This is a genomic window from Comamonas humi (genome assembly GCF_054782535.1).
Map to the genome: position 1 here is coordinate 1 of NZ_BAAGSH010000016.1, position 12,035 is coordinate 12,035.

Sequence of the window (12,035 nt, forward strand, 5' to 3'; positions counted from 1 at the left end):
TCATCGTCAGGCTCTTATCCTGCAACACCCCCCGTGCCCTCAAGGCCGGGGGGTTTTGTGTTTTGGTGGTGCCAAAAGCCACCTCCAGGCGCGGTGAGGTCTTGCGTCACACCGCTGCCAATCATTTCCCGCCCCCTCCATGTGCTCCTGCTGGGACGCCAAGCATGCCGTGCTGCTGGGCCTGGCCGATCTACGCCCTGGTGATTACCCTAGGCTGTAATCGGTTTCAGCATCTTGAATGATGGAAAATTATCTTTAAGATACAAGCTTGTAAATTTTTTATCAAAGCACGCTTGTCGCCATGCCCACGTTGCAGGATTCCCCGTCGGAAACGGTATCGATTGCCGCGCGCATCGGCCGAGCTCGGCCGACGCTGACGCGCTCGCACCAGCAGATGGCGGACTATGTGCTGGCCCGTCCGCTGCAGGCTGCGACCATGCCCATCGATGAGCTGGCGGCGGCGGTGGGCGTGTCCGTGGCTACGGCTAACCGCTTTGCCCGTGCGATCGGCCTGGATGGCTACCCGATGCTGCGCGCGGAGTTGGTCAGGGGCTTCGAGGCCATGCTGGCACCGGTCGAGAAGCTACGCGTGCGGCTCGAGAAGCCCGGCTCGGCGCATGACGCCTTCGTGGCCGTGCTGGAAGAGAGCCAGCGCAACATCGCCGCGACGCGCGAGGCACTGCAGCCTGCAGCCTGCGAAGAGGCGGTGCGTGCCATCCTGGCGGCTCGGCGGGTATACGTGGCGGGTTTCGGCTCCAGCGGTTGGCTGGCCGGCCTGCTGCAGCACGGGCTGGTGGCGCATTGCGACAACGTGCACCTGCTGGCCAGCGCCGGCGGTGCCTCGCACGGCGCGCGCCTGCTGTCGCGCATGGGGGCGCAGGACCTGTTCGTCGGCATCAGCTTTCCGCGCTACCTCAGCGAGACTGCCCGGCTCGCGCGCGGCGCGGCCGAGCGCGGCGCGCGCGTGTTGGCCCTGACCGACGGGCCCCAGTCACCGCTGGCAGAGGTTGCGCACCTCAGCCTGTTCGCACAGACCGAAAGCCACTACGCCTCGAACTCCGAAGCCACCGTGCTGGCCCTGATCGAGGCCTTGACCAGCGCCGTCGCACTGCAGGCGAGCGCCTCGGTGCAGAACGCGGCGTCCGTCACCGAGGCCGTGCTGCCCTGGCTGCACGGCGGTGGCCAACCCCACACCCCCCACACACCATGAGCCATTCCTTTCTCCCCGTGATCGCCATCCATGGCGGCGCGGGCACCTTGAGCCGCGCCAACATCAGCCCCGAGCAGGAGCTGGCCTACCACGCCGCGCTGCAGGCCGTGCTGCATGCCGGCCAGGCGGTGTTGGAGCAGGGCGGTTCCGCGATGGAAGCCGTCTGCGTGGCGGTGCAGGGGCTGGAGGACTGCCCGCTCTTCAATGCCGGCCATGGCGCGGTGTTCACCGCCGATGGCACGCATGAGCTCGATGCCGCCGTGATGGACGGCGCCACGCTTGCGGCCGGCGCGGTGGCGGGCGTGACGCGGGTGCGCAATCCCGTGCTCGCGGCGCGCGCCGTGATGCAGGACGGCCAGCATGTGCTGATGATCGGCGACGGCGCCGAGCGGCTGGCTGGTGCGGCCGGGCTGGACCTGGTTGAGCCTGGCTACTTTTCCACCGAGGCCCGGCGGGCGCAGCTGCAGGCCGCCCAGGCCAGCGCCGCCGGCGCGGTGCTGGACCATGACGGTGCAGCCGCCCTGGCAGATCGTCCGCTGCACGAAGGCCGCAAGATGGGCACCGTCGGCGCCGTGGCGCTCGATGCCCAGGGCCACCTCGCGGCAGCCACCTCCACCGGCGGCCTGACCAACAAGCGCCCCGGCCGCGTGGGCGACACGCCGCTGATCGGCGCCGGCACCTATGCCGACGACCGCACGGCGGCCGTGTCCTGCACCGGCCATGGCGAGAGCTTCATCCGCGTGGCCGCGGCGCACGATCTGTGCGCGCGGATGGCCTACGGCGGCCTGTCGCTGCAGGCCGCGGCGGCGGCCGTGGTGCATGGCGCGCTGCCGGCCATTGGCGGCAGCGGCGGCCTGATCGCCGTGGACCGCTACGGGAATGTCTGCCTGCCATTCAACACCGAGGGCATGTACCGTGGTGTTGCGCGCGTGGGGCAGGCGCCCGAATCCTTCATCTACCGCTGACCGGCGCCTGTCCCTGGCACCTGTCTTGCTTGAATCCGCCCATGACCATGACATCCACATCACCCCTGGCCCTGCCTGAGCAGCGCGTGCTGGACGCCCGCGACCTGACGATCCGCTTCGCCACCTCCGAGCGCACGGTGGAGGCGGTGCGCAACCTGTCCTTCCACGTCGACCGTGGCGAGACGCTGGCCATCGTCGGCGAGTCCGGCTCGGGCAAGTCCGTCACCTCGCTGGCCCTGATGCGGCTGGTGGAGCATGGCGGCGGCAAGATCGTCAACGGCTCGGCGCTGCTGCGCCGCCGCGACCGTGGCCAGGGTAGCCAGGTACTGGACGTGGCGAAGGCCTCGCAGGCGCAGATGCGCAGCGTGCGCGGCGCCGACGTGGCCATGATCTTCCAGGAGCCGATGACCTCGTTGAACCCGGTGTTCACCGCGGGCGACCAGATCGCCGAGTCCATCCGCGTGCACCAGGGCATGGACCGGGCGGCCGCGCGCGCCGAGGCGCTGCGCATGCTCGAGCTGGTGCGCATCCCCGAGGCGAAGAACGTGCTCGACCGCTTTCCGCACCAGCTCTCGGGCGGCATGCGCCAGCGCGTGATGATCGCGATGGCGCTGTCGTGCAAGCCGCAGCTGCTAATCGCCGACGAGCCCACCACCGCGCTGGACGTGACCATCCAGGCGCAGATCCTGCAGCTCATCCGCCAGCTGCAGGACGAGATGCACATGGGGGTGATCTTCATCACCCACGACATGGGCGTGGTGGCCGAGGTGGCCGACCGCGTGCTGGTGATGTACCGCGGCGACAAGGTGGAAGAGGGCGGCTCCGACCAGGTCTTCGCCGCGCCGCAGCATGCCTACACGCGCGCGCTGCTGTCGGCCGTGCCCAAGCTCGGCGCCATGCAGGGTACCGACCTGCCGCGCCAGTTCGACCTGCTGCGCCCGGATGGCAGCATGCTCACCGGCCAGTCCACGCCCCTCGATACCCGGGCCGCCGATGCCCAGCCCATCCTGCGCGTCAAGAACCTGGTCACGCGCTTCGACCTGCGCTCGGGCCTGCTCAACAAGGTCACGCGCCGCGTGCATGCAGTGGAGCAGGTGAGCTTCGACCTCTACCCCGGCGAGACGCTGGCCCTGGTGGGCGAATCGGGCTGCGGCAAGTCGACCACCGGCCGCTCGCTGCTGCGCCTGGTCGAGAGCCAGCGCGGCGCCATCGAGTTCGGCGGCCGCAACATCCTCGAGCTGCCGCGCAGCCAGGTGCAGTCGCTGCGCCGCGACATCCAGTTCATCTTCCAGGACCCGTTCGCGTCGCTGGACCCGCGCCTAACGGTGGGCTTCTCGATCATGGAGCCGCTCTTGGTGCACAAGATCGGCACGCCCGCCGAGGCCCAAGCCCGCGTGGACTGGCTGCTCGAAAAAGTGGGCCTGCCGCGCGAGCATGCGCAGCGCTACCCGCACGAGTTCTCGGGCGGCCAGCGCCAGCGCATCGCCATCGCCCGCGCCCTGGCGCTGAACCCCAAGGTGGTGGTGGCCGACGAATCGGTGTCGGCGCTCGACGTGTCCATCCAGGCGCAGATCGTCAACCTCATGCTCGACCTGCAGCGCGAGCTGGGCGTGGCCTTCCTCTTCATCTCGCACGACATGGCCGTGGTCGAGCGCATCAGCCACCGCGTGGCGGTGATGTACCTGGGCCGCATCGTCGAGATCGGCCCGCGCCGCGCGATCTTCGAGAACCCGCAGCACCCCTACACCAAGAAGCTGATGGCCGCCGTGCCCATCGCCGACCCGGCGCGCCGCCACCTCAAGCGCGCGCTGCTCGAAGGCGAGATCCCCAGCCCCATCCGCCCCGCCGGCGACGAGCCCGTGGTGCCGCCCATGGTGCAGGTGGGCCCCGGTCATTTCGTGGCGCCCGCCAATGCATGAATAAAGATAGCGGCTAGCGCTTTTCAGTCAATGGTTTGAATATAAAAAATACCTGAAATCATTGAACAACAAGCGCCAGCAGCTATTGTTTTTGTCAACCTGTTTTTCCAACCCGGAGTTCATCCATGAAGAAAACCGCTTCCGTCCGTCGCTCCGCCCAGGCCCTGCTGGCCCTGGTCGCCATCGCCGCATCCGGCGCTGCACTGGCTGCCGGCAACGCCGTGCTGGCCATCTACCAGCAGCCCGAGACGCTGGACCCCTACAACACCAACACGACCATCACCACGGCCGTGACCAAGAGCTTCTACGAAGGTCTGTTCGCGTTCGACAAGGACATGAAGGTCAAGAACGTGCTGGCCGAGAGCTATGAAGTCTCCAAGGACGGCCTCACCTACACCTTCAAGCTGCGCTCGGGCGTCAAGTTCCACGACGGGACCGAGTTCAACGCCGCCGCCGCCAAGGCCAACCTCGACCGCGTGATGGACCCGGCCAACCGCCTGCTGCGCGCCAACCAGTTCAACCGCGTCGCCAAGGTCGAGGCCGTGAACCCGCAGACCCTGCGCATCACGCTGAAGGAGCCCTTCGGCCCCTTCGTGAACGCGCTGGCCCACGCCTCGGCCGCCATGATCTCGCCCGCCGCGCTGAAGAAGTGGGGCAGCAAGGACATCGCCTTCCACCCCGTGGGCACCGGCCCGTTCGAGTTCGTCGAGTGGAAGCAGACCGAAGCCATCGTCGGCAAGAAGTTCGCCGGCTACTGGAAGCCCGGCTACCCCAAGGTCGACCAGGTGACCTGGAAGCCGGTGACCGAGAACAACACCCGCGCCGCCATGCTGCAGACGGGCGAGGCCGATTTCGCCTTCACGCTGCCCTACGAGCAGATCGCCACGCTGAAGAAGAGCGACAAGGTGGAAGTGGTGTCCGCGCCGTCCATCATCCAGCGCTTCCTCACGTTCAACATGCTGCAGAAGCCCTTCGACAACGCCAAGGTGCGCGAGGCCATCGGCTACGCCATCAACAAGGACGCGCTGGCCAAGGTGGCCTTCAGCGGCCACGCCTTCGCGGCCCAGGGCTTCGTGCCGCAGGGCGTGGAGTACGCGGTGAAGATGCAGCCCATCCCCTACAACGTGGCCAAGGCCAAGGAGCTGCTGAAGGAAGCCGGCTACCCCAACGGCTTCGAGTCCACGCTGTGGAGCGGCTACAACAACACCACCAGCCAGAAGGTGATCCAGTTCCTGCAGCAGCAGCTGGCCCAGGTCGGCATCAAGGTGTCGGTCGAGGCGCTGGAGCCCGGCAAGCGCGTGGAGCTGGTCGATTCCTGGCCCGATCCCAAGACCGCCAAGGCGCGCCTGTACTACATCGGCTGGTCGTCTTCGACCGGCGAGGCCGACTGGGCGCTGCGCCCGCTGTTCTCCACCGAGTCGTGGTCGCCCAAGCTGGCGAACTACGCCTTCTACAGCAACCCGATCGTGGATGAGTCCATCGCCAAGGCGCTGCTGACCACCAACGGCTCCGAGCGCGCCGCGCTCTACAAGGCCGCGCAGGAGCAGCTGGCCAAGGACCTGCCGCGCATCCCGCTGGTGACCGAGGACGTGCTCTACGCCCACGCCAAGCGCCTGTCCGGCGTGCACGTGATGCCCGACGGCAACATCAACAGCGACGAGATCGCGCTGAAGTAAGCCCGGCTCCATCCAACCCTCCCCCGCCCCCGGGGGAGGGCGCGAACCCTCCTATTCCTCACACCCATGCTGAACTACTTTCTCAAACGCCTGCTGGGGCTGCTGCCCACGCTGCTGATCGTGGCCGTGCTGGTGTTCCTGTTCGTCCACATGCTGCCCGGCGACCCGGCGCGGCTGGCGGCGGGCCAGGACGCCGACGAGGCCACGGTGCAGCTCGTGCGCCAGGAGCTGGGCCTGGACAAGCCGCTGCCCGAGCAGTTCGTGCACTTCTTCTCGCGCATGGTGCAGGGCGACTTCGGCCTCTCGATGCGCACGCGCCGCCCGGTGTCGACGGAGATCGCCGAGCGCTTCATGCCTACGCTGCTGCTCACCGTCACCAGCATGGCCTGGTCGGTCGTCATCGGCATGGGCATCGGCATCATCTCGGCCGTCTACCGCAACAAATGGCCCGACCGGCTGGGCATGACGCTGGCGGTCTCGGGCATCTCGTTCCCCGCGTTCGCGCTGGGCATGGTGCTGATGCAGGTCTTCTCGGTGCAGCTCGGCTGGCTGCCCACGGTGGGCGCCGACAGCTGGAAACACTACATCCTGCCCTCGCTCACGCTGGGCGCGGCCGTGGCCGCGGTGATGGCGCGCTTCACCCGCGCCTCCTTCGTCGAGGTGGTGCAGGAAGACTTCGTGCGCACCGCGCGCGCCAAGGGCCTGAACGAGCGCGTCGTGGTGCTCAAGCACTGCCTGCGCAACGCGCTGATCCCGGTGGTCACGATGATGGGCCTGCAGTTCGGCTTCCTGCTGGGCGGCTCCATCGTGGTCGAGGCGGTGTTCAACTGGCCCGGCCTGGGCCGTTTGCTGGTCGATGCCGTGACCATGCGCGACTACCCGGTGATCCAGACGCTGGTGCTGCTGTTCTCGCTGGAGTTCATCCTCATCAACCTGGTGGTGGACATGCTCTACGGCTTCATCAACCCCACGATCCGCTACAAGTAAGGCCAGCCGTATGACTACCTCCGTGACTTCCACCGCAGCTGCCGCGTCCGAGCAGGTGCGCACGCCGTGGCGCGAGTTCTGGCGCAAGTTCAAGAAGCAGCACGTGGCCGTGGCCGCGCTGGTCTTCGTGGCGCTGCTGGTGCTGGTGGCCGTGCTGGCGCCCTGGCTCGTGCCCTTCGACGCCGAGAACTACTTCGACTACGACCGCCTGAACGAAGGCCCGTCGGCCATGCACTGGTTCGGCGTCGACCCGCTCGGGCGCGACATCTTCAGCCGGATCCTGATGGGCGCGCGCATCTCGCTGGCCGCGGGCTTTCTGTCGGTGGCCATCGGCTGCGTGATCGGCACCGCGCTGGGCCTGCTCGCCGGCTACTACGAAGGCTGGTGGGACCGCATCGTGATGCGCATCTCGGACGTGCTGTTCGCCTTCCCCGGCATTTTGCTGGCGCTGGGCGTGGTGGCCATTCTGGGCAGCAGCATGACCAACGTGGTCGTGGCCGTGTCGGTGTTCAGCGTGCCGGCCTTCGCGCGCCTGGTGCGCGGCAACACGCTGGTGCTCAAGCACATGACCTACATCGAGTCGGCGCAGAGCATCGGCGCGAGCGACTGGACCATCATCACCCGCCACATCCTGCCGGGCACGATCTCGTCCATCGTCGTGTACTTCACCATGCGCGTGGGCACCTCCATCATCACGGCGGCCAGCCTGTCCTTCCTCGGCATGGGCGCGCAGCCGCCCACGCCCGAGTGGGGCGCGATGCTGAACGAGGCCCGCGCCGACATGGTCAACGCGCCGCACGTCGCGCTGTTCCCCAGCCTGGCCATCTTCCTCACCGTGCTGGCCTTCAACCTGCTGGGCGACGGCCTGCGCGACGCGCTGGACCCGAAGATAGACCGCCAGACATGACGCTCCAGCTGCCCCGCATCGGCCGCCTGCCCAGCGGCCCGCGCGATGCGATCACCGACGTCGCCGGCGTCACCGTGGGCCACACCACGCTGGCCGACGGCGATGTGCAGACCGGCGTCACCGTGATCCATCCGCACGCGCAAGACCCGTTCCGCCACAAGCTGCCCGCGGCCGCCGCCATCATCAACGGCTTCGGCAAGAGCGTGGGGCTGCTGCAGCTCGCCGAGCTGGGCCAGCTCGAGACGCCCATCGCGCTGACCAACACCTTCTCGGTTAGCGCCGTGGCGCAGGCCCAGATCGCGCAGTGCGTGCGCGCCAATCCCGAGACCGGCCGCGCGCTGCCGACGGTGAACCCGCTGGTGCTGGAGTGCAACGACGGCTACCTGAACGACATCCAGCGCATGGCCGTGACCGCGCAGCACTACGAGCAGGCCTGCGCCTGTGCGGGTGCGGATGTGGCCCAGGGCGCGGTTGGCGCGGGGCGCGGCATGTCGAGCTTCCAGCTCAAGGGCGGCATAGGCACGGCATCGCGCCGGACTGGCGCTCACACCGTGGGCGCGCTGGTGCTGGCCAACTACGGCGTGCAGGCCAACCTGGTCTGGGGCGGTGAACGCCTCGGCGAGAGGCTGGCGGCGCAGCAGGAAGCGGCGGCAGAAAAGGGCTCCATCATCATGGTGCTGGCCACCGATGCGCCGCTGGACGCGCGCCAGCTTGGCCGGCTGGCGCTGCGCGCGGCCGCGGGCCTGGCGCGCACCGGCTCGGTCTACGGCCACGGCAGCGGCGACATCGCGCTGGCCTTTTCCACCGCGTACACGCTGCCGCAGTCACCTGACGAGCCCATGCCCGCCGTGGCGATGGTGCACGAGGCCCGGCTCGACGGGCTGTTCCAGGCCGCGGCCGACAGCGTGGAGCAGGCCATAGCCCACGCGCTGTGGCATGCCGAGGCCGTGACCGGCCGCGACGGCCACCACCGCGCATCGCTGCGCGAAGTATTTATCAAAAACAATAGCTGCTAGCGCTTGCTGGATAAGCGCTGGAGGCCGATTTTGCTTGAAACGCGAAAGCCATCCATGAAAATCCTCATCTCCGTCGACATCGAGGGCGTGGCCGGCGTCTACCACGCCGAGCAGGTGCGCCCGGGCAACCCCGAGTTCGAGCGCGCCCGCCGCCTGATGGCCGCCGAGGCCAATGCCGCCATCGCCGGCGCCTTCGACGGCGGCGCCGCCGAGGTCTACGTGAACGACTCGCACGGCAGCTTTCGCAACATGCCGCCCGACCTGCTCGACGCGCGCGCCCAGGTCATCCAGGGCAAGCCGCGCTACCTGAGCATGGTGGCCGGCGTGGAGCTGGGCGTGGATGGCGTGTGCATGATCGGCTACCACTCGCGCGCCCAGGGCCGCGGCATCTTGGCGCACACCATCAACAGCTTTGCGTTCGCGCGCATCCGCCTCAATGGCCAGGAGCTGGGCGAGATGGGCCTGTACGGCGCGCTGGCCGGCGCCTATGGCGCGCCGGTGATCGCCGCGTCGGGCGACGACGTATTCATCGCCGAGCACCAGCCGCTGTTCCCGCAGACCCGCTTCGTGCAGGTCAAGCGCGCCACCGGTTTTTCCAGCGGCATCAGCCTGTCGCCCGAACGCGCCTGCGCCGCCATCCGCGAAGGCGTGGCCCAGGCCGTGCCGCAGGCCAAGGCCGTGGCGCCGCTGCGTATCGCCGGCCCCATCACCGTCGACCTGGTCGCGCAGAGCCCGGCGCTGGCCGAGCTGTTCTGCCAGTGGCCCACGCTCGAGCGCACCGATGGTGACGCGCTGCGCTTCACTGCGCCCGACACCGAATCGGCCGTGCGCATGATCAACTGCCTCTCGGCCATGTCGAGCATGCTCCGATGAACGCCAACACCGCACCCCAACCCGTAGCCATCCTCGCCGGCATGGGCCCCGCCGCGGGCGTCGATTTCGTGCGCCTGTTTGTTGCCGCCTGCGAAGACTGGCTGCGCGCCCAGGGCCGGCCGGTCACCGACCAGGCCTACCCCGAGCACTGGATGGCCCAGCTGCCCGTGCCCGACCGCAGCCGCGCGCTGGCCGACCCCGGCGCGCCCCAGCCGCTGGAGCCCATGGTGCGCGGCCTGGCCCGGCTCGCCGGCCTGGGCGCGCGCGCCGCGGCCATCCCCTGCAACACCGCCCACGCCTGGCATGCGGCGCTGCAAGAGCGCGTGCCGCAGATCGAGCTGCTGCACATGCCGCGCGAGACCGCCGCCGCGCTGCGCCGCCAGGGCCAGGCCCGCGTGGCGCTGCTGGCCACGCAGGGCACCTACCGCCAGGGCCTGTACGACGCCGCCTTTGCCGATGCGGGCATCGACTGCGTGCTGCCCGACGAAGCCGCGCGCGAGGCGCTGATGCAGGGCATCTACGACGGCGTGAAGGCCGGCAACCTGGCGCTGGCGCAAGAGCGCTTTGCCGCCGTGGGCGCGCAGCTGCGCGCCGCGCAGGGCGAGATCCCGCTGGTCATGGCCTGCACCGAGATCCCGCTGGCGCTGCCGCAGGCGCCCGCGGCCCAAGGCTGGGTGCTGGTCGATCCCAGCGCCATCCTGGCCGCCGCGCTGGCGCGCAAGGCCTACGGCGGCTGATTCGCCCGGCCGGCGTGGGGCCGGCCGCGGCCAGGCCGCCATGCGCGCCGATCTGCCGCCATAATCCTGGGTAGTGGTTTTTAGGCAAAATGCCTTGCAGCGCTTGATGGACAAGCGCTGATAGCTACTGAATTGATAGTGTCCTTTTCAGAAAGCCCTGCCCATGTCCGTTCGCCGCCCGCATTCCCTCGTTGCCCTGGCCGCCGCCGCGCTGGCCGGCACCGCCGCCCTTCCGGCCCATGCCGCCAAGGACGTGGTGGTGGCCATCCAGTACAACCTGACGACCACCGACCCCTACGACGCCAACGACACGCTGTCGCAGGCGGTGGCCAAGTCCTTCTACCAGGGGCTGTTCGACTTCGACAAGGAGCTGAACATCGCGCCGGTGCTAGCCAGCGGCTACACGGTGAGCAAGGACGGGCTGACCTACACCGTCAAGCTGCGCAGCGGCATCAAGTTCCAGGACGGCACCGACTTCAACGCCGCCGCGGTCAAGGCCAACTTCGACCGCGTGACCAACCCCGACAACCGGCTCAAGCGCTACAGCCTCTACAAGAACATCGCCAGCACCGAGGCGGTGGACGAAGCCACCGTGCGCTTCACGCTAAAGGAGGCGTTCTCGCCCTTCATCAGCACGCTGGCGCACCCGTCGGCCGCGATCATCTCGCCGGCGGCGCTGGCCAAGTACGGCAAGGACATCGGGCGCAACCCGGTGGGCACGGGCCCCTTCAAGCTGGCCGAGTGGAAGGCCACCGACTACCTCAAGGTCGCCAAGTGGGACGGCTACTGGAAGCCCGGCTTCCCCAAGGTGGACAGCATCACCTGGCGGCCGGTGGTGGACAACAACACCCGCGCGGCCATGATGCAGACCAACGAGGCGCACTTCGCCTACCCGCTGCCGCCCGAGTCGGTGGCGGCGCTGCGCGCCAAGCCCAGCCTGGAAGTGGTGGCCTCGGCCTCCATCGTGCAGCGCTACATGTCGATGAACGTGCAGCACAAGCCCTTCGACAACCCGAAGGTGCGCCAGGCCATCAACTACGCCATCAACCGCGACGCGCTGGTGAAGGTGGCCTTCAACGGCTTTGCCACGCCGGCCGACGGCATCGTGCCGCAGGGCGTGCAGTACGCCGCCAAGCAGACGCCCTGGCCCTACAACCCCGGCATCGCGCGCGAGCTGCTCAAGCAGGCGGGCTACCCCAACGGCTTCGAAAGCACGCTGTGGTCGGCCTTCAACGACACCACCTCGCAGAAGGCCATCCAGTTCATCCAGCAGCAGCTGGCGCAGGTCGGCATCAAGCTGCAGGTGCAGGCGCTGGAGTCGGGCCAGCGTGTCGAGCGGGTCGAGAACGCGCCCGATCCGGCCACCGCACCGGTGCGCCTGTTCTACGTGGGCTGGTCGTCGTCCACCGGCGAGGCCGACTGGGCGCTGCGCCCGCTGCTGGCGTCCGAGTCCTTCCCGCCCAAGCAGTTCAACACCGCGTACTACAAGAACGCCGAGGTCGACAGCGCCATCGCCAAGGCCCTGGCCACCACCAATCCCACCGAGAAGGCCAAGCTCTACGCCGACGCGCAGCAGCGCGTCTGGAAGGACGCGCCCTGGGCGCCGCTGGTCACGCTCAAGCTGATCTCGGTGCGCGCGCGCAACCTCTCGGGCTTCTACGTGATGCCCGACCAGAGCTTCAACTTCGACAACGTCGACCTGAAATAGCACCCGGCGGCCGGTGGCAGGGGCGGGCGATAATCCA

General features: G+C 68.6%; 10 protein-coding genes. All 10 read left to right on the top strand.

What is annotated here, in order from left to right; translation table 11 throughout:
* Positions 1 to 301: 301 nt before the first annotated feature.
* The 10 genes from ACYVKR_RS15930 (at position 302) to gsiB (ACYVKR_RS15975) (ending at position 11,998) form a co-directional block, all read left to right on the top strand.
* Positions 302 to 1,210: a MurR/RpiR family transcriptional regulator gene (locus ACYVKR_RS15930; RefSeq protein ID WP_460481920.1), complete on the top strand. Its 909-nt coding sequence runs from the start codon at positions 302 to 304 to the stop codon at positions 1,208 to 1,210.
* Positions 1,207 to 2,175, top strand: coding sequence for an isoaspartyl peptidase/L-asparaginase family protein (locus tag ACYVKR_RS15935; RefSeq protein WP_460481921.1), 969 nt, complete (start codon positions 1,207 to 1,209; stop codon positions 2,173 to 2,175). Before ACYVKR_RS15930 ends, ACYVKR_RS15935 begins: the two co-directional genes overlap by 4 nt.
* A gap of 47 nt (positions 2,176 to 2,222) precedes the next feature.
* Positions 2,223 to 4,094 carry a dipeptide ABC transporter ATP-binding protein gene (locus tag ACYVKR_RS15940; RefSeq protein ID WP_460482212.1) on the top strand — a complete coding sequence of 624 codons (1,872 nt, stop codon included), beginning with the start codon at positions 2,223 to 2,225 and terminating at the stop codon, positions 4,092 to 4,094.
* 125 nt (positions 4,095 to 4,219) lie between these two features.
* Positions 4,220 to 5,770 carry a glutathione ABC transporter substrate-binding protein GsiB gene (gsiB, locus tag ACYVKR_RS15945; protein ID WP_460481922.1) on the top strand — a complete coding sequence of 517 codons (1,551 nt, stop codon included), beginning with the start codon at positions 4,220 to 4,222 and terminating at the stop codon, positions 5,768 to 5,770.
* 66 nt (positions 5,771 to 5,836) lie between these two features.
* A complete protein-coding gene (gsiC, locus tag ACYVKR_RS15950; RefSeq protein WP_460481923.1) occupies positions 5,837 to 6,757 on the top strand; it encodes a glutathione ABC transporter permease GsiC in 921 nt (306 codons plus the stop codon).
* A 10-nt stretch (positions 6,758 to 6,767) separates the two neighbouring features.
* On the top strand, positions 6,768 to 7,664 hold the full coding sequence (gene gsiD / locus ACYVKR_RS15955; protein WP_460481924.1) for a glutathione ABC transporter permease: 897 nt from the start codon (positions 6,768 to 6,770) through the stop codon (positions 7,662 to 7,664).
* On the top strand, positions 7,661 to 8,680 hold the full coding sequence (locus tag ACYVKR_RS15960) for a P1 family peptidase (protein ID WP_460481925.1): 1,020 nt from the start codon (positions 7,661 to 7,663) through the stop codon (positions 8,678 to 8,680). The genes gsiD and ACYVKR_RS15960 overlap by 4 nt, the downstream gene beginning before the upstream one ends.
* 54 nt (positions 8,681 to 8,734) lie before the next feature.
* The gene (locus ACYVKR_RS15965; protein WP_460481926.1) at positions 8,735 to 9,553 is read left to right on the top strand and encodes a M55 family metallopeptidase; all 819 of its coding nucleotides are present in this window, start codon (positions 8,735 to 8,737) and stop codon (positions 9,551 to 9,553) included.
* Positions 9,550 to 10,290, top strand: a complete 741-nt coding sequence (locus tag ACYVKR_RS15970) for an aspartate/glutamate racemase family protein (RefSeq protein WP_460481927.1) — start codon at positions 9,550 to 9,552, stop codon at positions 10,288 to 10,290. Before ACYVKR_RS15965 ends, ACYVKR_RS15970 begins: the two co-directional genes overlap by 4 nt.
* 163 nt (positions 10,291 to 10,453) lie before the next feature.
* Positions 10,454 to 11,998 (top strand): glutathione ABC transporter substrate-binding protein GsiB, encoded by a 1,545-nt coding sequence (gene gsiB, locus ACYVKR_RS15975; protein ID WP_460481928.1) that lies wholly within the window; start codon positions 10,454 to 10,456, stop codon positions 11,996 to 11,998.
* Positions 11,999 to 12,035: the final 37 nt, after the last annotated feature.

Excerpts from the sequence above, each read along its gene's own strand:
- ACYVKR_RS15930 (WP_460481920.1), top strand. The coding sequence starts at position 302 with ATGCCCACGTTGCAGGATTCCCCGTCGGAAACGGTATCGATTGCCGCG.
- ACYVKR_RS15935 (WP_460481921.1), top strand. The coding sequence starts at position 1,207 with ATGAGCCATTCCTTTCTCCCCGTGATCGCCATCCATGGCGGCGCGGGC.
- ACYVKR_RS15940 (WP_460482212.1), top strand. The coding sequence starts at position 2,223 with ATGACATCCACATCACCCCTGGCCCTGCCTGAGCAGCGCGTGCTGGAC.
- gsiB (WP_460481922.1), top strand. The coding sequence starts at position 4,220 with ATGAAGAAAACCGCTTCCGTCCGTCGCTCCGCCCAGGCCCTGCTGGCC.
- gsiC (WP_460481923.1), top strand. The coding sequence starts at position 5,837 with ATGCTGAACTACTTTCTCAAACGCCTGCTGGGGCTGCTGCCCACGCTG.
- gsiD (WP_460481924.1), top strand. The coding sequence starts at position 6,768 with ATGACTACCTCCGTGACTTCCACCGCAGCTGCCGCGTCCGAGCAGGTG.
- ACYVKR_RS15960 (WP_460481925.1), top strand. The coding sequence starts at position 7,661 with ATGACGCTCCAGCTGCCCCGCATCGGCCGCCTGCCCAGCGGCCCGCGC.
- ACYVKR_RS15965 (WP_460481926.1), top strand. The coding sequence starts at position 8,735 with ATGAAAATCCTCATCTCCGTCGACATCGAGGGCGTGGCCGGCGTCTAC.
- ACYVKR_RS15970 (WP_460481927.1), top strand. The coding sequence starts at position 9,550 with ATGAACGCCAACACCGCACCCCAACCCGTAGCCATCCTCGCCGGCATG.
- gsiB (WP_460481928.1), top strand. The coding sequence starts at position 10,454 with ATGTCCGTTCGCCGCCCGCATTCCCTCGTTGCCCTGGCCGCCGCCGCG.